Annotated in this window: 20 protein-coding genes and 1 tRNA gene; 3 read left to right on the top strand and 18 right to left on the bottom strand. The window is 68.6% G+C overall.

The annotated features are described in order from the left end of the window. Window positions 1–21 precede the first annotated feature (21 nt). The 8 genes from AB0H62_RS03290 to AB0H62_RS03255 form a co-directional block, all read right to left on the bottom strand. Complete coding sequence (locus AB0H62_RS03290; RefSeq protein WP_220246015.1) at window positions 22–1,287, bottom strand: DUF4910 domain-containing protein; 1,266 nt, start codon at window positions 1,285–1,287, stop codon at window positions 22–24. Then, on the bottom strand, window positions 1,287–2,309 hold the full coding sequence (locus AB0H62_RS03285; RefSeq protein ID WP_220246016.1) for an NAD(P)-dependent oxidoreductase: 1,023 nt from the start codon (window positions 2,307–2,309) through the stop codon (window positions 1,287–1,289). Before AB0H62_RS03285 ends, AB0H62_RS03290 begins: the two co-directional genes overlap by 1 nt. Window positions 2,310–2,314: 5 nt before the next feature. Beyond that, on the bottom strand, window positions 2,315–2,962 hold the full coding sequence (locus tag AB0H62_RS03280) for a PIG-L family deacetylase (protein ID WP_360583843.1): 648 nt from the start codon (window positions 2,960–2,962) through the stop codon (window positions 2,315–2,317). Continuing rightward, on the bottom strand, window positions 2,959–3,747 hold the full coding sequence (locus AB0H62_RS03275) for a glucose-1-phosphate cytidylyltransferase (RefSeq protein ID WP_220246018.1): 789 nt from the start codon (window positions 3,745–3,747) through the stop codon (window positions 2,959–2,961). Before AB0H62_RS03275 ends, AB0H62_RS03280 begins: the two co-directional genes overlap by 4 nt. Beyond that, window positions 3,744–4,979 carry a class I SAM-dependent methyltransferase gene (locus tag AB0H62_RS03270; RefSeq protein WP_220246019.1) on the bottom strand — a complete coding sequence of 412 codons (1,236 nt, stop codon included), beginning with the start codon at window positions 4,977–4,979 and terminating at the stop codon, window positions 3,744–3,746. Before AB0H62_RS03270 ends, AB0H62_RS03275 begins: the two co-directional genes overlap by 4 nt. A 278-nt stretch (window positions 4,980–5,257) precedes the next feature. After that, on the bottom strand, window positions 5,258–6,130 hold the full coding sequence (locus AB0H62_RS03265) for an LLM class F420-dependent oxidoreductase (protein WP_360583840.1): 873 nt from the start codon (window positions 6,128–6,130) through the stop codon (window positions 5,258–5,260). Next, window positions 6,127–7,002, bottom strand: coding sequence for an LLM class F420-dependent oxidoreductase (locus AB0H62_RS03260; protein ID WP_360583838.1), 876 nt, complete (start codon window positions 7,000–7,002; stop codon window positions 6,127–6,129). Before AB0H62_RS03260 ends, AB0H62_RS03265 begins: the two co-directional genes overlap by 4 nt. 39 nt (window positions 7,003–7,041) lie before the next feature. Continuing rightward, on the bottom strand, window positions 7,042–8,010 hold the full coding sequence (locus AB0H62_RS03255; protein ID WP_360583836.1) for a YncE family protein: 969 nt from the start codon (window positions 8,008–8,010) through the stop codon (window positions 7,042–7,044). Window positions 8,011–8,154: 144 nt separating this feature from the next. Between AB0H62_RS03255 and htpX the strand changes: the two genes are divergently transcribed. Continuing rightward, window positions 8,155–9,003, top strand: coding sequence for a zinc metalloprotease HtpX (gene htpX / locus AB0H62_RS03250; RefSeq protein ID WP_220246023.1), 849 nt, complete (start codon window positions 8,155–8,157; stop codon window positions 9,001–9,003). A gap of 6 nt (window positions 9,004–9,009) precedes the next feature. Here the strand turns inward: htpX and rfbA are convergent, their stop codons facing one another. The 3 genes from rfbA to AB0H62_RS03235 all read right to left on the bottom strand — a co-directional run bounded on the left by rfbA (window position 9,010) and on the right by AB0H62_RS03235 (window position 12,109). After that, entirely contained in the window at window positions 9,010–9,894 is an 885-nt protein-coding gene (rfbA, locus tag AB0H62_RS03245; protein WP_220246024.1) for a glucose-1-phosphate thymidylyltransferase RfbA, read from the bottom strand. A gap of 42 nt (window positions 9,895–9,936) precedes the next feature. Then, complete coding sequence (locus AB0H62_RS03240; RefSeq protein ID WP_360583833.1) at window positions 9,937–11,085, bottom strand: sialidase family protein; 1,149 nt, start codon at window positions 11,083–11,085, stop codon at window positions 9,937–9,939. An 802-nt stretch (window positions 11,086–11,887) separates the two neighbouring features. After that, a complete protein-coding gene (locus AB0H62_RS03235; RefSeq protein WP_360584647.1) occupies window positions 11,888–12,109 on the bottom strand; it encodes a methyltransferase dimerization domain-containing protein in 222 nt (73 codons plus the stop codon). A gap of 161 nt (window positions 12,110–12,270) precedes the next feature. Here AB0H62_RS03235 and AB0H62_RS03230 point away from each other — a divergent pair, with 161 nt between their 5' ends. Next, a complete protein-coding gene (locus AB0H62_RS03230; protein WP_360583831.1) occupies window positions 12,271–12,900 on the top strand; it encodes a helix-turn-helix transcriptional regulator in 630 nt (209 codons plus the stop codon). Window positions 12,901–13,111: 211 nt separating this feature from the next. Here the strand turns inward: AB0H62_RS03230 and AB0H62_RS03225 are convergent, their stop codons facing one another. Then, a complete protein-coding gene (locus AB0H62_RS03225) occupies window positions 13,112–13,603 on the bottom strand; it encodes a YajQ family cyclic di-GMP-binding protein (protein ID WP_220246029.1) in 492 nt (163 codons plus the stop codon). A 127-nt stretch (window positions 13,604–13,730) separates the two neighbouring features. On the opposite strand from AB0H62_RS03225, the gene AB0H62_RS03220 reads away from it, so the two are divergent. Next, window positions 13,731–13,812, top strand: a tRNA-Tyr gene (locus AB0H62_RS03220). 136 nt (window positions 13,813–13,948) lie between these two features. Here the strand turns inward: AB0H62_RS03220 and AB0H62_RS03215 are convergent. The 6 genes from AB0H62_RS03215 to AB0H62_RS03190 form a co-directional block, all read right to left on the bottom strand. After that, a complete protein-coding gene (locus AB0H62_RS03215; RefSeq protein WP_360583829.1) occupies window positions 13,949–15,316 on the bottom strand; it encodes an integrase in 1,368 nt (455 codons plus the stop codon). Beyond that, window positions 15,316–15,522: a helix-turn-helix domain-containing protein gene (locus tag AB0H62_RS03210; protein WP_360583827.1), complete on the bottom strand. Its 207-nt coding sequence runs from the start codon at window positions 15,520–15,522 to the stop codon at window positions 15,316–15,318. Before AB0H62_RS03210 ends, AB0H62_RS03215 begins: the two co-directional genes overlap by 1 nt. Window positions 15,523–15,915: 393 nt before the next feature. Then, on the bottom strand, window positions 15,916–17,436 hold the full coding sequence (locus AB0H62_RS03205; RefSeq protein WP_360583825.1) for a hypothetical protein: 1,521 nt from the start codon (window positions 17,434–17,436) through the stop codon (window positions 15,916–15,918). Window positions 17,437–17,627: 191 nt separating this feature from the next. Next, window positions 17,628–18,062: a hypothetical protein gene (locus AB0H62_RS03200; RefSeq protein WP_360583823.1), complete on the bottom strand. Its 435-nt coding sequence runs from the start codon at window positions 18,060–18,062 to the stop codon at window positions 17,628–17,630. 13 nt (window positions 18,063–18,075) lie between these two features. Next, window positions 18,076–18,273 (bottom strand): hypothetical protein, encoded by a 198-nt coding sequence (locus AB0H62_RS03195; protein ID WP_220244397.1) that lies wholly within the window; start codon window positions 18,271–18,273, stop codon window positions 18,076–18,078. Further along, window positions 18,270–18,806 carry an RRQRL motif-containing zinc-binding protein gene (locus AB0H62_RS03190; RefSeq protein WP_360583821.1) on the bottom strand — a complete coding sequence of 179 codons (537 nt, stop codon included), beginning with the start codon at window positions 18,804–18,806 and terminating at the stop codon, window positions 18,270–18,272. The genes AB0H62_RS03195 and AB0H62_RS03190 overlap by 4 nt, the downstream gene beginning before the upstream one ends. Between the last annotated feature and the right edge of the window lies 1 nt (window position 18,807).

Genomic DNA, 18,807 nt, shown 5'->3' with positions numbered 1-18,807 from the left:
GCAGGATCCCGGGCACCGGGCTCACTCCTTGAGCAGGCCGGCGACCTGCAGTGCCTGGGCCGCGGTGGCCACGGCGCCGAACGGCAGGCCCGCGCGTTCGGCGATGTCGAGGAGGCTGTGCTCGCCGTCGGAGTAGGACAGCACCCAGAGCATCGCCAGCTGCGCTTCCTTGGCGTCGCTGCGGCCGCCGAGCGAGTCGTACAGCCCGCGCTTGCCGAGCTGCGGCTCGCCGTAGGGGCTGAGGTTCACGTAGCGGCGGTTGCGCTCCAGCACGGAGAACGCCGTCTGCAGCGTGTCGAGCGTGTCCTCCATGGCTTCCGGCGAAACGAAGGCCGGGTTGTCGGCCGACGTGTGGTACTCCGGGTAGCCCGCGTACGGCGTGCGCGTCAGGGATCCGACGCCGAGGTTGAAGCCGGGGGAGCAGAACTGCCGCTCGTCGTAGCCGTAGGGCGAGAACTCGCGGATCTCGTGCGGCTTGTCCTTGAGCACGTGGGCCATCACGCGGTCGATGTCCGCGTCACCGCGGCGGCTGCGCTTGTACGTGAGCGAGCCGCGGTCACCCGCGCAGGCCAGCACCACGCCGTGTTTCACGCGGTCGACGTGCTCAACGTTGCGCGCGAGCCACGTGATCGCGCCGATCGTGCCCGGCATGAACAGGAAGCGGTACGTGAAGTGCGGCTTCTCGACAGCCAGCTCCTGCGCCAGCGACACGGCCACCGCGATGCCCGCGAGGTTGTCGTTGGCCAGCGACGGGTGGCAGACGTGGCACGACACGATCACCTCGTCACTCACCTCGCCGGGCACGACGTGCTCGCCGTAGGTGAGCGAGCCGTCGGCCAGCGTCGAGTCGATCTTCACGTGGTAATCGCCCTCGGGCAACGCGTCGAGCACGTCCTGCGCGACGCAGAAACCCCAGGTGAGCGAGTAGTAGCTGGTGCGGTAGGGGACCCAGGAGGGGCTTTCGGGCAGCGTGTGCAGGCGCCCGCGCAGCTCGGCGAGGCTCATCGTCTCGTCCACCGGCACGCTGTAACCGACCACGTGCAGGTTCGACTCGCGGAAGTCGATCACGCGCCGGCCGGAGGCATCCGCGACGTACGCGTCGCGGATGTTCCACTCCTGCGGCACGGTCCAGTCCAGCACCTGCGTGCCGGTGGGCACCTCGTGCACCCGCAGGTCCAGGTGCTCACCGACGATCGCCAGCGTCTGCCGGACGCCGTCCCCCGTGATGCTGCGGCAGAGCGGGTACAGCCGCTCCACCAGCGCGTGCATCTCGCCCCCCGTGAGCATCAGCGCTGCCGCAGCGTGTCGTCGACGGCCCCCTCGGCCTGCCGGTCGGACAGCCAGTTGAGCCGCGTGAAGCGGCGCTCGAACTGCTGCTTGGTGAGCTCGTAGGCGCGGTAGGCGTCGATCAGCTGCAGCGCGCCGTCCTTCACCCCCCACTCGCACTCGAAGCCCGGGATCGCCTCGCGGAAGCGCGAGAAGTCCACGCGGTACGAGCGCGGGTCGGCACCGGCCTCGCCGGTGATCCGCAGCTTGGAGCCCGGCACGGCCTCCACGACCTCCTGCGCGATCTCCGCCACCGTCACGTTGTTGCGCTCGGTGCCGATGTTGAACGCCTTGTTGTGCACGGCCTCGCGCGGCGCGTCGAGCGCGGCGGTGAAGGCGCGGGCGATGTCACGCGCGTGGACCAGCGGCCGCCACGGCGTGCCGTCGGACAGCACGAGCACCTCGCCCGAGAGGTAGGCGTGGCCGACGAGGTTGTTGAGCACGATGTCCGCGCGCAGCCGCGGCGAGAAGCCGAACGCGGTGGCGTTGCGCATGTACACCGGCGTGAAGTCGTCGTCCGCGAGCTTGGAAACCTCGTCCTCCACACGCACCTTCGACTCGGCGTACGGCGTGACCGGCCGCAGCGGCGCGTCCTCGTCGACCAGGCCGCTGCCGCCCGAGGCGCCGTAGACCGAGCAGGTGGACGCGTAGAGGTACCAGCCGGCGCCGGCATCCTTGGCCAGCTGCGCGAGCCGGACCGACGCGTGGTGGTTGATGTCGTAGGTGAGCTCCGGCGCGAGCGAGCCCAGCGGGTCGTTCGACAGCGCGGCCAGGTGGATCACCGCGTCGAAGCCCTCGAGGTGCTCGGGCCGCACGTCGCGCAGGTCCACGTTGATCGTCGGCAGGTCCTTCGGTGCCGGGCCCAGCAGGCAGCTCGCGAAGAGCCCCGAGTCGAGGCCGACGACGTCGTGCCCGGCTTCGGTGAGCACCGGCGCCATCACCGTGCCGAGGTATCCCGTGTGCCCGGTCAGCAACACCCGCATGTCAGTCAGCCCCTCAGGTCGAGAACGAGTTTGTTCAGTTCGAACGCTTCCGCGTACCGCTGCTGGCACTCGATGCCGCGGATGCGGGCGAGGCCAAGGAAGGCCTCGCGGTCGTACCAGGGGCGGTGCCGCTGGGAGGCGTAGTGCTCCTGCAGCAGCCGCACCTTCTGCTCGGCCAGCTCGTCCGCGAGCGGGACGTAGGCCGGGAGGCGGCCGAGGTCGCCGTCCCACTTCACGATCTCGTAACCCAGCGCCAGGTACCCGCGGTAGACCGTGGGCACCAGCTGCGCGAGGCCGCGGTGGTCCTGGTGCGCGTCGGCCGTGCGCGGTGCGAAGACCACGTCCGGGTCGGTGCGCTGCTTGAGCTCCTCCAGCGCGTTCTTGGCCTCGTCCCAGTGTGCCGGGAGGCGGCCGTCGGGGAGCTTCAGCACCGTGACGTCGAGGTCCGCGCCCGGGCAGAACGCGGCGAGCGCGGCCCGTTCCTCGGCCTCGCGTTCGGTGCCGCCGCCCGACAGCACCAGCGCGTCGACGCGGAGGCCGGGCCGCTGCTCGCAGATCGTGAGCAGCGTCCCGCCGGCGCCGATGGCGATGTCGTCGCAGTGCGCACCCAGCACCACGACGCTGTCGAGCTTTTCCGTGCCGAGCCTGATCACGCGTGCACCCGGTCCCGTTCCCACAGCGCCCACGGCCGGTCGCCGCGGGTGTAGCCCTCGTCGAGCGCGAAGCGTTCCTTCACGGTGTCGGTCGGCTTCCAGAATCCGCGGTACGGGTAGGCCAGCAGCCGGCCGCGCTTGGCGAGCTCGCCGCAGCCGTCGGCGACGAGGTCGCCGTTTTCGGGGATGTGGTCGAAGATCTCCTGGCGCAGCACGAAGTAGCCGCCGTTCTCCCACAGCGGCATGTCGCTGACCGGGGTGATCGCGCCGATGAGCCCGCCCTCGTCCATCTCCACGCAGTGGAACGAAGACTGCGGCGGCACGACCATCATCGACGCGCCGGCGTCGGTCTGCTCGAAGCGCTCGACCATCTTGTCCAGCGGCGCGTCGGTGAGCACGTCGGCGTAGTTGGCGAGGAACATCTCGTCGCCGTCGAGGTACTCGCGCACGCGGCGCAGGCGCTCGCCGATCGGTGACTCGATGCCGGTCTGCACGAAGGAGATGGTCCAGTCGGAGATGTCGGTGCTCAGGAGTTCGGGTTTTCCGCCGCGGAGCACGAAGTCGTTGGACGTCGTCTCCTTGTAGTTGAGGAAGAACTCCTTGATGTGGTGGGCGCCGTAGCCCAGGCACAGCACGAACTCGGTGTGGCCGAAGTGCGCGTAGTAGCGCATCACGTGCCAGATCAGCGGTCTCGGGCCGACCATGGCCATCGGCTTGGGCACGTCGGAGGCGTCTCCGTTGCGCATTCGCATGCCGTAGCCGCCGCAGAACAGGACTACCTTCACTGCTTCACCTCGACGATCTCGAGACGGGGGATCGGGAACACGAGCCGCCCGCCCCAGTCGTCTACATAGGACAGTTGTTCGGTGAGTTCCTTCCTGAGGTTCCAGGGAAGGACGAGGACGTAGTCGGGCTTGTCGGCCGCGATCCGCTCGGGTTCGAGGATCGGCACGCGCGTGCCCGGGGTGTACCGGCCGTGCTTGTACGGGTTGCGGTCGACGGTGTAGGCGAGCACATCGGGGCGGATGCCGCAGTGGTTCAGCAGCGTGTTGCCCTTGCCGGGTGCGCCGTAGCCCACCACGGTCTTGCCCTCCTTGGCCGCCTTGACCAGGAACTCCAGCAGGTCGAGGCGCACGCGCGTGACGCGCTCGGCGAACTCGGTGTAGCCCGACAGCTCGTGCAGGCCCGCGGCCTTCTCGCGCTCCAGCACGTCGACCATCCGCGCGCTCGGCTCGCCGGCGACCTCCATCGGTCGCGCCCACAGGCGGATCGAGCCACCGTGCGTCGGCAGCAGCTCGACGTCCACAACGGACAGTCCGCCGACCGCGAGCGCCCGACGCGCGGATTCCACGGTGTAGTACTGGAAGTGCTCGTGGTAGATCGTGTCGTACTGGTTCTCGCTGATCAGCGTGAGCAGGTGCTGCACCTCGATGCTGACCCAGCCGTCGTCGGCCACCAGGGCGCGCAGGCCGTGGGTGAAGCCGATGATGTCGGGGATGTGCGCGTACACGTTGTTTGCCGCGACGAGGTCCGCCGGCCCGTGTTCCTCACGCACGTCGCGCCCCGTCTCGGGACTGAGGAACGCCGTCTTCGTCGGCACGCCCTTGTCGCGCGCCGCCTGCCCGACGTTCACCGACGGCTCGATGCCCAGGCACCGGATGCCCCGCTCGACGACGTGCTGCAGCAGGTAACCGTCGTTGCTCGCCACCTCGACCACGAACGAGCCGGACCCCAGCCCGAGCCGCTCGGCCGATTCGGTGACGTACTGCTTGGCGTGCTCGACCCACGAGGTCGAGTACGACGAGAAGTACGCGTAATCGGTGAACGTGTCCTCGGGAGTGATCAGCGGGGGGATCTGCGCCAGCCAGCACTCCGTGCAGACCTGCAGGTGCAGCGGGTAGGTGTTCTCGGGCTCGACCAGCTGTTCCGCGGTCAGGAACCGCTCACACGGCGGGGTCGCTCCGAGATCGACGACACTCACCAGAGCTGTCGAACCGCAGAGTCGGCATGTGGTCATCAACGGGCTCCTCGGCTCGCGGCTTGCGTGCTAGACACGTCGATGACCAGCGGGGGGTCGTTACAGCGAGCGTGTGAGCGGTGGACCACCGTTTTCCGAATGAGATGTGCTCGGCCCGGTTCGCAGCGCTTTTCCCGGCTTGTTCGCCTGGTGGGAGCAGGGGATTGGCGTGGTCTTTACCTTGTCCGGCGGCGTGTGCGGAGAGTAAACGCCGCGCCGGGGTGCGTGGGTTTTTCCCGCACCCCGGCGAGGGATTGTGACTGTGTTGCGGCGGTGGTCTAGAGCTTCTCCACCGCTGGGGTTACGTCGGTGCCGAACTTCTCGATCACCCGCGGATCGGGCACACCCGGGATCCACCCCATGGCGGCGTGGACGCCGAGCTCGGCGAGCTGCCCCAGCTCGTCGAGGAGCTGCCCGGTCTTCTCACCGTTCTCGCCGATGTCGAGCCACAGCGCGACGGTTTTGGTGATCTCGTCGTAGTCGCGGCCGACGGCGGCGCAATGCTGCTTGAGCACGTCGAGCTTGTGCGGCAGGTCCGGGCCGGGGAAGAGGTTGCAGACGTCGGCGTACTGCGCGACGAACCGCAGCGTCTTCTTCTCGCCGCTGCCGCCGATGAGGATCGGGGGGCGGGGGCGCGTGATCGGCTGCGGCGAGTTGAGCAGGCGCTCGGCCTCGAAGTGCTTGCCGGAGAACGCGTCGTCGCCTTCGGCCCACATCTGCAGGACGTAGCGCAGGGCGTCTTCCAGCTGTTCGAAGCGCTCCTTGAGCGGCGGGAACGGGAAGCCGAGGCCCTTCGCTTCCTCTTCGTTCCAGCCGGCGCCGATGCCGAGGATCGCGCGGCCGCCGGAGAGCACGTCGAGGGTTGTGACGGCCTTCGCGAGCAGGCCCGGGTGCCGGTAGATCACGCCGCTGACCAGCGTGAGCAGCTTGACCCGCGAAGTGTGCGCGGCGAGGAACCCCAACGTCGTGTACGCCTCCAGCATTTCGCGCTCGGGCGGGCCGTAGCGCGAGATCTGGAAGAAGTGGTCCATCACCGACAGGTACTCGAACCCGGCCTCGTCCACGGCTTTGGCCACCGTGGCGAGGTCGGGCCCGAGTGCCGCCGGACCGTTCGGCCAGGTCAGCTGGGGGAGGTGCAATCCCAGTTTCATGCGAGCTTCTCGACCGCCGGGATGACGTCCTTCGCGAACTTCTCGATCACCGACACATCCGGCAACGTCGGGATGCTGCCGATCGCCGCGTGGAAGCCCAGGCCGTGCAGACGCTCCAGCTCGGCCAGGAGCTCGCCCGTCTTCTCGCCGTCGGCGCCGATGTCGAGGGTGTGGTAGACGGTCTTGGTGATCTCGTCGTAGTCGCGGCCCTCGTTCTCGCAGTGCTGCTTGAGCACATCGAGCTTGTGTTCCAGGTCGGGGGTGTTGAAGATGTTGCACGCGTCGCCGTACTTGGCGACGAAGCGCAGCGTCTTCTTTTCGCCGCCGCCGCCGATCATGATCGGGGGGTGGGGGCGCGTGATCGGCTGCGGCGAGTTGAGCAGGCGCTCGGCCTCGAAGTGCTTGCTGGAGAACGCGGCGTCGCCCTCGTCCCACATCTGCAGGATGTACTGCAGGTTCTCCTCGAGCAGCTCGAAGCGCTCCGCGGTGGACGGGAACGGGAAGCCGAGGCCCTTCGACTCCTCCTCGTTCCAGCCGGCGCCGATGCCGAGCACTGCGCGGCCGCCGGAAAGCACGTCGAGGGTCGTGATGGCCTTCGCGAGCAGGCCCGGGTGGCGGTAGATCACGCCGGTGATCACCGTGAGCAGCTTCGCGCGCTCGGTGTGCGCCGCGAGGAAGCCCAGCGCCGTGTACGCCTCGAGCATCTCGTTCTCGCTCGGTCCGACGCCGCGGATCTGGAAGAAGTGGTCCATCACCGCCAGGTACTCGAAGCCGGCCTGGTCGGCCGAGCGCGCGACGGAGGCGAGGTCGGCGCCGAGCTTCGACGGACCTCCTGGCCAGGTGAAGTTGGGGATCTGCAGTCCGAGTTTCATATGACCGAACGTATACCTGGAGTTACACCAGGTGCGGCGTCAGAAATTGCGGATGACGGAAACGGTTCCGTGCAAGGGATCCGTCACGTAAACGGCGCGCGAACGCTGGTCGACGGCCACGTCGCCCGGGTTCACGCCGAGGCTCAGTTCGCCTGTCAGCACGCCGGCTTTGCCGTCCACTCGGGACAGTCCGTTCTGGCCGCCGTTGGTGTAGATCGTGTCGGTGCCTTGGTGCACGGCGATCGCCGAAGCTTCGCTGCGCAGCAACACGGTCTTGCTCTGCTCGCGCGTCACGGCGTCCACAATGGACATGTGGTGGATCGCCGAGTTGGCCACGAACACGGTGCCGCTCGCCTCGTGCACCACCACACCCGTGGGCGACGCGCCGACCCCGGCGCTGCTCGTGAACTTGCCGGCGTCGATGTCGTACACCTCGACCGAGTCGGTGGTGGGGCTCGTGCAGTAGGCGATGCGCCGCCCGGTGTCGAGCGCGATCCCCGCGAGGCTCGGCTTCGGCGCCGCCACGATCCGCTGCGTGGTGAGGCTCAGCGTGTCGAGGATGGCGAGCGTCCCCGAGGTGTCGCTCACGGCGTAGACCTTGTTCGCCGCCGAGTCCACGGCGAGCGACGACGCGCCGGCGCCCGCGCCGACGACGCTCATCGTCTGGTGGCTGAGCGCGTCGAGCGCGATCACCGTGCCGCCCGGCGGGTTGGCCACGTACACGCGGTTGGCGGCCGAGTCCACGGCGACGTCGCTGGGCTTGCCGCCGACCGTGATGATCGTGGTCACGCGCCCCGCGGCCGGGTCGATCACGGCGACGGAGCCGGAGTTCGAGTCGGTCACATACACCAGCCCCGTGATCGGATTCACCGCGACGGCCGTGAGCGCCCCGCCGACGTCGACGACGCTCACCTGCTCCGCAAACGCGGTCCCGGGCAGCGCGGCGGTGGCCACCCCGGCCGTGGCCAGGGCGAACAGCCCCCGTCGGCTCAGTTCGGGACCGCGCATCGCCCACCTCCGCCGAGGATGATCACCTGGGAAAACTTTCCCGACCATAACCCGCCGGTGGATCATGCGAAGGAACTTCGGGTCGCCCGATCGCGTTGTTTCCGATGAGTAATCACCCCTGACAAGCGGACGGAGGCGAGCCGCGTGCACAAACACCAGAACGGGCTGAAGACGGCATTGCTGCTCGGTCTGCTGTCGGCGATCATCATCGCGATCAGCAGCCTCTTCGGCCGCGGCGCGCTGATCATCGGCCTGGTGCTGGCCCTCGGGGTCAACGCGTATGCCTACTTCAACTCCGAGAAGCTCGCCCTGCGCGCCATGCGCGCGCGGCCCGTGTCGGAGGTCGAGCAGCCCGCGATGTACCGCATCGTGCGCGAGCTGGCCACCACCGCGCGCCAGCCGATGCCCGCGCTCTACCTCAGCCCGACGGTCGCGCCCAACGCGTTCGCCACCGGCCGCAGCCCGCAACACGCCGCCGTGTGCTGCACCGCGGGCATCCTCGACCTGCTCAACGAGCGCGAGCTACGAGCGGTCCTCGGCCACGAACTGTCGCACGTCTACAACCGGGATATTTTGATCTCCTGCGTCGCCGGCGCGCTCGCCAGCGTCATCAGCGTGCTCGCCAACCTGGCCTTCTTCTTCGGCGGCAACAGCCGCGACGGCAACCCGTTCGTGTCCCTGCTGCTCGTCCTCGTCGGCCCCATCGCGGCGTCGGTGATCAAGCTCGCCGTCAGCCGCTCCCGCGAATACCAGGCGGACGCCTCGGGCTCCGAGCTCACGGGCGACCCGCTCGCCCTGGCCTCGGCCCTGCGCAAACTGGAGGCGGGCACGCGCGCGGCGCCTCTGGCCCCCGAACCGGCCGTCGTCTCGCAGTCCCACCTGATGATCGCCAACCCGTTCCGCCCGGGCGCGGGGCTGTCGAAGCTGTTCTCCACGCACCCGCCGATCGAGGACCGCATCCGCCGCCTGGAAGCGATGGCGCGGGGCTTCTGAGCGGAGCTACGCCCCGGTCGCACCCAACGACTGCGCCACGCTCATCACGTAATCCCCATACCCCGATTTCGCCAGCTTCGTCCCCAGCGCATAACACTCGTCCGCGCTGATGAAGCCCATGCGCGCCGCGATCTCCTCGAGACAGGCGATGCGCACCCCGGTGCGGTGTTCCAGCACCTGCACGAACTGCCCGGCCTCCAGCAGCGAGTCGTGCGTGCCCGTGTCGAGCCAGGCGAAGCCGCGGCTGAGCTCGATGAGGGTGGCGCGGCCTTCGCGCAGGTAGGTGAGGTTGACGTCCGTGATCTCCAGCTCGCCGCGGTGCGACGGCTTCAGCGCGCGCGAGATGTCGACGACGCCGTTGTCGTAGAAGTACAGCCCGGTGATCGCGTTGTTCGAGCGCGCCTTCACCGGCTTCTCCTCGATCGACACGAGCTTGCCGGACCCGTCGATCTCGCCGACGCCGTAGCGCTCGGGGTCCTTGACGCGGTATCCGAACAGCACGCAGCCGTCGAGGTCGGTCGACGCGTCCTGCAGGGTGCGCGAGAAACCCTGGCCGTAGAAGATGTTGTCGCCCAGGACGAGGGCCACGGAGTCGTCGCCCACGAAATCGGCGCCGATGACGAAGGCCTCGGCCAGACCGTTGGGGCTGGGCTGCTCGGCGAAGCTGAACGACAGCCCGAACTGGCTGCCGTCACCCAGCAGGCGCCGGAAGTTCGGCAGGTCGGCGGGCGTGGAGATCACCAGGATCTCGCGGATGCCGGCCAGCATGAGCACCGAGATCGGGTAGTAGATCATCGGCTTGTCGTAGACCGGCAGCAGCTGCTTCGACACGGCCTGCGTGATCGGGTGCAGCCGCGTCCCGCTGCCCCCCGCCAGCACGATGCCCTTCATCCGTCTCCTCACTCGTGGCGTTCACCGTCCCGAGTGAGTGTGTCAGCCCATCGGACCTTTGCCGAAGTAGGCCTTGCAGCCGAGGTTGTACTCGGTCGCGACCTCCAGCACGCTCTTCCCGCCGTCGACCGGCAGCAGCGTGGACGAGTAGTTGGGGCAGAAGTTGTTGTAGATGCCGGTGATGAGGATGGGGGCGGGCAGCGGGTACCAGTTGCCGGCGCCGAGGTTGTCGTTGGCGAGCAAGGTCTGGCCGTTGCCGGCGACGGGCGTGCCCTTGGCGTTGGTGTAGATCTGCCCGACCATCACGAGCCGCACGCCGTTGGGGCCGCCGGGGAAGAGCGTGACGGTCTGCGCGTGCTGGAAGTAGTTGCCGCCGGCCGTGTTCACGCGCGTGCCCGGATCGGCCGGATCGCCCCAGTTCGCGCCGTCCGCGGAGATCTTGTAGTACGGGTCGCAGTAGCGGTCGCCGTAGTTGCAGATCTCGTAGCTGAACCAGTACCGGCCGTCGGGCAGGCGCCGGATGATCGGCATGCCCGGGCGGACGCGGTCGGGCGGGATGGCCAGCGTGAGCTGTTTAGTGCCCCAGTGGATCCCGTCGGTGGACGCGACGCGGTTGAGCACCTGCGCGTACTTCGGGGCTTGGGTCTCGTCGGCGTAGTGCAGCCAGAGCGTGCCGCCGGCGTCGACGGTGAACTCGGGTTCCCAGATGCCGTCGTGGTTGTGCGAGACCGCGGCCTCGGACAGGTACGTCCAGCGCTTCCCGCCGTCGGAGCTGGCCCAGACCTTGATGCCGATGCGCCGCTGGGCGCCCGCGTCCTGCCGGTAGCTGGCGGCCCACAGCACGGTGCCCGCGCGCAGCCGGCCGACGCGTTGGGGCAGCTCGTAGAGGGTGCCGCAGCATTCGCCGAGCTTGCCGTCGGGGTCGCGGATCTCGCCGATCTTGTGGAAGCTCGCGCCCTCGTCGGTGCTCTCCATGATGGGCGTGAATTTGCCGCCGCCGTCCTCACTCGTGAGCGACGCGAGGATGTGCCCCTTGCCGAACGGCGAGTACTGCAGCCGGATCAGCCGCGCGTACGAGCCGTACCCCGGCACCAGCTGCTGCTTGTCGACCACGGCCGACGCGGGCGTGAGCCCGGCGGCCAGCACCACCAGTGACGTGAGGAAGGCGATCACGGGTGTCCAACGGCGCATCGGCGAACCTCTCTCGCGGGCGGGCCGCGCGATTACACCACGCAACCGCTTCCGTTCCGGCCCGCTTTGCGGCGCTTCCGCAGGTCAGCGCCAGGACTCCACCCGGTCGAGGGGTTTGACCCGCCCGATCGGGTGTCAGGTGGAGGTAACGGATCGTCAAAGGGTGACGAAAGATCACCTGAGAGCCGCGCGGCGGCTCACGAGGGGGAATGTCTGATGACGCGCGTCCGCGGGCGTGTTGCGGTGCTGCTGCTCGCGGGCCTGGTCACGGCCTCGTGCAGCGTCCAGCCGTCGGGGCGCGGGGTGATCCTCGGGTCGCTGGGTGTCGACGCGCCTTCGTCGACTTCGGTTGCGCCGCCCCCGCCCCCGCGTCGCCTGGAAGCCCCGACGGAAACCCACACCGGCAAGGGCGACGCCACGGTTCAGTTGTCGTGGCCCACCGACGTCCCCGGCTACCTCACCTTCGACTGTCCGCACTGCGACTCCAACATCTTCGTCCACACCGACGGCGACGAGAATTCGCTCATCAACGCCATCGGCGCGTACCACGGCACGGTCTGGTTCAACGTCACCGAAGGCCGCGACCCCTCCCGCACCCTCACGATCAACGCGAACTCCTCGTGGACCGCCACCCTCTCCGACCACCGCACCCTCCCTGCCGTCACGGCGGGCAAGCCCTACGCCGGCAAGGGCGACGCTGTGCTGGTGGTCCCCGCGGGCGTCACCCACGCGACCTTCAAAACCGGCTCGCGCGGCAACTCCGCCGTCTGGGTCCAGGGCGGCGGCACCATGGACCTCGCGGTCAACGAGATCGGCGCCACCACTTCGGACTTCCCCGTGCCGGGCCCGACGCTGGTGACGACGCGGCGCGCATCAGCCGGTACGTCGTGCGCGGGTCGCTGCCCTCACGCTCCGCGACCTGCTCGGCCGTGGCGGGACCGTCGGCGAGGTGGTCGGCGATGTTCAGCTCCGCCGTGGCGCGCAGGGTCTGGGCGACCCAGCCGCCGGTGAGCAGGTCGAGCATCTGTGCTGCCGGGTCCGCGGTCATGGCGGGTCCTTCCGCACCGGGCCTGCCGGACTCCCCGGCGGCGCTCCGCCTCACGCTAGGAACGCCCCGGTGCCACGCGATTGGACGCGAACGCCGTCTCCGTTGAACCTCAGCGCCGCGTTCGTCCGTGGTGGAGGGTGTGGAGACGCCAGTTCGTGGTGCGCCTCAACGATCCCTCGTGGACGTTCGAGGTCGAGCCGCGCACGACCGCGACCGTCCTGCAGCTGCCCGTCGACCAGCTGCGCCCCCACCTGGCCGACCGGCACGTGATCGGTCTCGCCGGCTCGGCGGAGGTCCGCCTTCTGCTCGCCCAGACCCGCGCCGTCGAGGCCACCGTCGACACCCTCACCCCGGCCGGCCTCATCACCGCGCGCGCGTCCTTGGTGGAACTGGCGAAGGGCGTCATCCTCGGCCACACTGACTGCGCCGACCCCTTGCTGGCCACCGCCTTGGCCCAGGCCGCCCGCGACCTCGCCGACGCCCTGCTCCCGGACGCGGACCTCTCGCCGGCCGTGCTGGCCCGCCACCTGAACGTCTCGGTCCGCACCCTCCACCGCGCCTTCGCCGGCTTCGACGAGTCCGTCACGGCCTACGTCCGGCGCCGCCGCCTGGAACGCGCGCGTTCGGACCTGGCCACGGGCCACGCCACCGTCTCGGAAGTCGCGGCCCGCTGGCAGTTCTCGGACAGCAGCCACCTGATCCGCGCGTTCAAATCCCGCTACGGCCAAACTCCGACGCAGTTCGCCAGGTCGGCTCAGCAGCAGTGACGTCGGTCGACGGTCTGGTCGTCCGGTCAGCGCCGAACCCCACACGACGCCACCGTCCTCGGGCGTCGGCGGAGGGGTGTCGTGGCCGCGGCTGCCGGCCGTCCGCACTGGCGATTCCTCAGCGACAGCCCGGAGTCGCTCACCGTCAACGCGCTACGTCACCAGACGGGACGTCGAGGCGGGCACCCTGCGACCGGATGCCCGCGGCGCCTCAGCGATAGTTCGTGAACTGCAACGCGATCTCGAAATCCTTGCCCTTCAACAGGGCGATCACGTCCTGCAGCTGATCCTTCTTCTTGCCCGACACCCGCAGCTGGTCGCCCTGGATCTGGGCCTGGACGCCCTTCGGGCCTTCGTCGCGGATGAACTTGGCGATCTGCTTCGCCTTGTCCGACGCGATGCCCTGCAGGATCTTGCCGCCGATCTTGTAGATCTTGCCGGACAGCGCGGGCTCGCCGGCTTCGAACGCCTTCAGCGAGATGCTGCGCTTGATCAGCTTTTCCTTGAAGACCTCCACGGCCGCGAGCGCCCGCTCCTCGGTCTCCGACTCGATGGTGAGCGCTTCTTCGCCGGACCAGTCGATGCTCGTGCCCGTGCCCCGGAAGTCGAACCGGGTGCCCAGCTCCTTGCTCGCCTGGTTCAGGGCGTTGTCCACCTCCTGGCGGTCGACCTTGCTCACCACGTCGAAAGAGGGATCCGCCACGTGTCCTCACACCTCGTACTCGCTCGTCAGGGGCCACCAGCCTAGCCCCTGTCACCTGGTGGGGTCCCCGGTTGATCGGCGCGTCGGACCGTTGGGTATCCTTCTACGCGGCCGGTCACCCGGCCATGGCAGGTTACCCAAGCGGCCAAAGGGATCTGACTGTAAATCAGACGGCTCAGCCTTCGGGGGTTCGAATCCCTCACCTGCCACACCAGCCAAATCACCCCCGTGACCAGCGTCAACAGGTCACGGGGGTGATCTTGTGTTGTCCGGCCGTGTCCGGTCGCGTCCGGCTGTTTTGGCCGCGTGGTGGCCGCACCGTGGCCGCGGCCAGGTGCTCCCGTTTCAGGCCGAATAGGCGGCGTCGAGCTTCTCGGCCGCCGGGTCGTCTCCTCCTGACACGCACTTCGCGTACGTCTTCAGCAGGATGGCCGGGCTGTTCCCTGCCCACTTCGCGACGAGCGTGGGATCGCCGGTCGTCCGGAGCCACAGCGACAGGGCAGCGTGGCGCAGGTCATACGGCCGTTTCGCCAGCGGGCCGACCGCGACGGTGGGTGTGAACACGTCACGACGCGTGGCGCTCCAGACCCGTTGATACACCGAGGTGTTCAGGCTGCCGCCGCGTATCCCCCGGAAGAGCCGGCCGTCTGGTGCAGTGCCGAAGATCGCGATGTGGGCGTGCAAGAGCTCGGTCAGCTCGGAAGCCACCGGCACCGACCGAGTCGACCCACGCGCACGATGCTTGAGTTGGCGCGCCTCGGAATGCTCGCCAGAGTCGGTCCACTCGCCCCCGATCTGCGGGCGAGCCGAGCCTAAGCGAAGCCATCCGCGCCCTTCGGCCGGAATCTCCAGATCCGCGGCCTTCAAGTCCAGCGCCTCCTCCGGACGCAAACCGGCGTAGAACATGAGGCCGAAGAACGCCGCCAGCTCAGGGCGGCGCTCGCGCGCGGCGGCGATCAACATGCGCCCTTGGATTGGGTTGGCAACGACGCCAGGCTCTACCGCCGCCACTTCGTAATTGCGCTTCTTGACCTTCACTTCGTCCATGGGGTTAGTGTCGAATACCTTTTCCTCGACTCCAAAGTCAAGGAGGTCGCGCAGTGCGACTCGGCGAAGTCGTACGGTGTCTTCTGCCGAGACCGATCCGTTGACGTTCCGCGCGAACCCGTCGAGCACCATCCGCAGTACGCTGGGTTTCGCGAAATCAGCAGCCGGTCGGACCGCTCGTCGAATTTCGGACATCTGCGCGATGACGTCGTCAGAAAGCCCGTCGTCGCTCACCTTCTTATTGAACGCCTGCGTTAGCGCCATGCGCACCTGTCGACTCGTGACGTCGATTTCTGCGCCCTCTCGCACCATCGCGAGGGTGATCGTCACCAACGAACTCGCAAGACTCCGTCGGGACTTGGGCGCGGCTCCCGCCCACTTCTGATCTGCGTGGCCAACGGCTAGATCGAGCATCGACAACGACGAGGTGACTTTCACCGCCAGCGAGCGCGGCAGGCCGCCGTCGAGGTAAAAGGGCTCGCCCTTCCTCGCCGCGGCGATGAGGTTCGAGCGGTAGCCATCAGCCAGGGCGAACGTGCCGAATGTCTTGCCATACGGCGGCATGATTCCGTCGAGCGTCCACCGAACTCGGTAAGTCACGTTGCCGCTGCGGTGCTTCCTCTTCTGCAGAGTCCACACCTTTACCTGGTACGACACGTCGGCCATTAGGCAGCTTCCTCCATTCGCGATTGAAGCCACGCGTTCAGCGTCGTGCGCTTGATCCGCAGCTTGTTGTTGGGCAGTCGGTGTACGGCTGGCGCCTCACCATGTGCTTTCCAGTCATAAAAGGTCGACCGGGCGATCTTCAGCTCTTGGCAGACCTCGGCGAGCGTGAGCAGTTCGTCTTTGTCGGAGCTGTGGTTTGCGACCATGGCGGTGATGACCCTTCGGTGCGATGGCTCGGATGGGCAGTGGGTCGTGTCACTGGTCGGCCCTCCTTGGCCGAATTGGTCACGTTCCGTAGTTGATGCGAAGTGAGTGCTGGCAGGTGGGGGATGCGGGTTTGGCGGGTCTGGCGGCGTGGGGCTGGAGAGAAACCCGCAAACCCGCAAACCCGCAAAGTGCCCTTTGACCTGGGGCTTTGCTTGCGGGTTTCTCGTGGCGGGGTGGTGGGAGAAACCCGCAAACCCGCGGGTTTGCGGGTTTGGAGGGGTTCATGATCAAACAAACCCGCAACCCCGAGAGACCTTGTTTTCCCTGGTGAGAGAGTTGAAACAAGATCTTTTGCGGGTTTGCGGGTTTGCGGGTTTCTTTTGGCGTTCGTTCTAGGAGTCGTTGCGTACTACCCAGTAGGTTTTGCAGTTGCGGTGGCTGTCGACTTCGCTGCGTAACACGACGTCGGTGTGCCAGCGGTCCACCTGCCCTGCCAGCTTCCTGCCGAGGCTCTTGGTGGTGAGCGGCTTCCCGGAGGCGGTGACGGGAAAGGTCCCGGCCCACGGATCGGTGCCGACGGTGGGTTCGCCGCTGACCCGCAGTTCCTGTGCGGTCAGGTGTCGCTCGCCGTGGAGCTCCTCCCAAGTGAGGAAGAACGAGCGCCATTCGGCGTCTTCGTCGTCGAGGTCGCGGGTGGCGTCGGCGTTGGCGAGGAATCCGCGGATGCCGTGGTGTTCGAGGAAGCCCCCGAGGTGCCGGGCCCAGGGGGTGAACTGGCGCATCTGCGGGACGGCGGTGGCCGAGGGTGCGCCGTTGGCGGTCCAGTCGAGGATCAGGATCAGGATGTGGCGCAGCACGGTGGCGCGGTTGGCGGGGTCGAGGATCCAGGTGTCGAGGTTGGGGATGGTGAACCCGGTGCGGGTTTCCGGGCGGGGGCAGTTCGGGTCGAGCCGCACCCACACCGAGCGGGAAGCCATGTCGCCGCCAGTGCGCAGGTTGTTGCCGGTGGCCAGCCACAGCCGGTCGTTCGGGAACGTGGCGGCGGCGTTGGTGCCGAGCTTGCGGTCGGACCAGGTCCGCTCGGTGACCAGGCGGGCGAGCACGGCGGAGTCGACGACGGCGCCTTCGGCGAGGTTGTCGAACACGATCACCCCGACCGCGTCCGACAGCACGGTGGTGATGCTCTTGCGCAGCTCGTCTTCGGATTCGGTCCAGGTCAGCACGCGCTGCCCGACCAGGAGCCCGACGCAGCCGGCGAGGATCGTCTTGCCTGAGCCGGGCATCGAGGCCTCGATCATGCCGAACGGGGACAGAGCGCGGGTGAAGGGCCGGATCAAGGGCGTGACGAGCAGGGCGAGGTAGTTCGCCCGGTCGGCCGGTGAGCGCCATGGGAAGTCCCGCAGGAACCGTTCGAGCAGGAACTCGCGGGCCTGGGCGACTTCCTGCGGTGTGGGGTGGTCGGGCACGCGCTGCAGGTGGTGGTTGCCGGCGAGGTAGAAGCCGGTTGCCCGGTCGTAGCCGGGTTCCTGCAGCAGGGTCCCGTCCGGGCGCAGCACCGGGGTGGAGATGATCCGCCGCAGGACCGGCAACCCGGGCCAGGACTGGCGCGCCAGCACCGCGGCGAGCACCGGCCCGGGCGGGCTGACTTCGGTGTCGACCCACGCGTCGCGCACGAGCTTGGGCCGGTAGACCTCGGCATGCTCGGCCAGCAACCCGGCCAGCAGTGCCGGCTTAAGCACCGAGGCCACGATCGGCAGCGCGACGTCATCTTCGGCGGTGGCGGGGTCGGCGGCCCCGGAGATCTCCTCGACCACCACCGGCGCCCCGTCCGAGACGTAGGTTTCGGGGATGATGCGGCGGTTCACCGCGTCGGTGATCACACGGATCGCCTCGGGGTCTTCTCCAATCCGCACGCGCGGGCTCCCTTCGGTGTTCACTGCCCACAGCGGGCGGCTTGGATTTGGCTGGCTGGACATGGAAGTTCTCCCATCAAGCGAGCGCGACGTCGGAGACCGCAACGGGCGCGGTGTCAGGCGGCGCGGCGGCCGGTGGCTTCGAGCGACGCAACGGCCGCACGCACGAGCCATTCGGCGGCAGTCGGGGTTCAGAGGCGAATGCCGGTCAGTCGCCCTGCATGGATGAGTTGCGGCGCAAGGGTTTCGATCCGGCGCCAGTGGCGGCCGACCGCGGCCCGAGCCAGGGCCCGGGCCCTGCCCTCGGACAGGCGCTTGTCGAGGCCCCGGTTCACGTGGCGGAAGTTGCCGATGTCGTGGGAGGCGTTGCCCCGGCTGGCGTGTCCGGCGCGGTGGGCACGCAGCCAGCGGTCTTCGGCCTCGAATCCGCCCCAACAGCCGACGGCGTAGCCGGTGAGGTTGTTCGGGTCCCACACGACGGCGCAGTGCCCGGAATCCCCGGTGTGCACGACCTCCCGGATCTGGAGTCCGGCGTCGGACCAGACGGCGGCGTGGCCAAGTTCGTGGATCGCGATGCGCAGCTGGTGCGGGTCGGTGGGGTCACGGCGGGGGCTGAACCATCCCATGCTCAACTCCTCTCTAGTCCAGCAACGCGGGCAGGCAACCGCAGTCGTCTTCGGCGTCGTGGTGGTAGCCGATGCAGCGATCGTCGGGGCAGCCACAGGCGTCGCCGTGCCACTGGCCGTCCATGAAGTAGTTGCGGCGGGCCCATTCGGTCGGGCTGACTCCGGCGGCGCGCAGCTGCTCGCGGGCGTGCTCGTTCAGTCGTGTGCTCATGCGGCGATCTCCTGTGTCCATCCGGGGTTCTCGTTCTGCCCGGGGCGGGCGTGGTCGAGTGCGGCGTGCTCGTCGGCGGTGAGGGTGGGTTCGCCGGCGAGGAAGTCGTGCAGGTGGCTGTCGGGCGGGAGGCCGTCCTCGGCGAGGCAGGGGTCGCAGGTGCGGTGCGCGCGGGGCAGCTCGGCCCAGCCGGTTTCGCCGCAACTACGGCAGGTTCGGCGTGCGGCCATGGCCTTGTCGAGCGCGGCCCGACGGCCGGGGGTCATCGGCCGGACCGGTTTGGCGTGCTCGATCAGGTAGAGGTCGGCGTGCACGATCTTCGCGGCCTTGCGGCAGCGGAAGTACAGGAACGCGACCGGGTCCTGCCCGCCGGGGCGCAGGCCGAGCGCGCGCAACTGGCGGCGGGTCGCGAGCTTGTCGCGTGGCGCGATGCCGTGCGAGAGCAGGGGTTTGCCGTGCCAGGTGCCGCGGGTGAACTCCCGGTCCGGCGACCAGCACACCGCTGCGAGCACCCACGGGTGTTGACGAGCCATC

The organism is Amycolatopsis sp. NPDC050768 (assembly GCF_040654155.1).
GTDB lineage: Bacteria > Actinomycetota > Actinomycetes > Mycobacteriales > Pseudonocardiaceae > Amycolatopsis.
The sequence above is the reverse complement of the archived record's forward strand: the minus strand, read 5'-3'. Positions and strand labels throughout refer to the sequence as shown.

Excerpts from the sequence above, each read along its gene's own strand:
- AB0H62_RS03195 (WP_220244397.1), bottom strand. The coding sequence starts at position 18,273 with ATGAGCACACGACTGAACGAGCACGCCCGCGAGCAGCTGCGCGCCGCC.
- AB0H62_RS03215 (WP_360583829.1), bottom strand. The coding sequence starts at position 15,316 with ATGGCCGACGTGTCGTACCAGGTAAAGGTGTGGACTCTGCAGAAGAGG.
- AB0H62_RS03210 (WP_360583827.1), bottom strand. The coding sequence starts at position 15,522 with ATGGTCGCAAACCACAGCTCCGACAAAGACGAACTGCTCACGCTCGCC.
- AB0H62_RS03285 (WP_220246016.1), bottom strand. The coding sequence starts at position 2,309 with ATGCGGGTGTTGCTGACCGGGCACACGGGATACCTCGGCACGGTGATG.
- AB0H62_RS03235 (WP_360584647.1), bottom strand. The coding sequence starts at position 12,109 with ATGCTCGACCTGCTCACCGGCGGCTGGGTCGCCCAGACCCTGCGCGCC.
- AB0H62_RS03265 (WP_360583840.1), bottom strand. The coding sequence starts at position 6,130 with ATGAAACTGGGATTGCACCTCCCCCAGCTGACCTGGCCGAACGGTCCG.
- rfbA (WP_220246024.1), bottom strand. The coding sequence starts at position 9,894 with ATGAAGGGCATCGTGCTGGCGGGGGGCAGCGGGACGCGGCTGCACCCG.
- AB0H62_RS03190 (WP_360583821.1), bottom strand. The coding sequence starts at position 18,806 with ATGGCTCGTCAACACCCGTGGGTGCTCGCAGCGGTGTGCTGGTCGCCG.
- AB0H62_RS03240 (WP_360583833.1), bottom strand. The coding sequence starts at position 11,085 with ATGCGCCGTTGGACACCCGTGATCGCCTTCCTCACGTCACTGGTGGTG.
- AB0H62_RS03260 (WP_360583838.1), bottom strand. The coding sequence starts at position 7,002 with ATGAAACTCGGACTGCAGATCCCCAACTTCACCTGGCCAGGAGGTCCG.
- AB0H62_RS03270 (WP_220246019.1), bottom strand. The coding sequence starts at position 4,979 with ATGACCACATGCCGACTCTGCGGTTCGACAGCTCTGGTGAGTGTCGTC.
- AB0H62_RS03255 (WP_360583836.1), bottom strand. The coding sequence starts at position 8,010 with ATGCGCGGTCCCGAACTGAGCCGACGGGGGCTGTTCGCCCTGGCCACG.
- AB0H62_RS03200 (WP_360583823.1), bottom strand. The coding sequence starts at position 18,062 with ATGGGATGGTTCAGCCCCCGCCGTGACCCCACCGACCCGCACCAGCTG.
- AB0H62_RS03290 (WP_220246015.1), bottom strand. The coding sequence starts at position 1,287 with ATGCTCACGGGGGGCGAGATGCACGCGCTGGTGGAGCGGCTGTACCCG.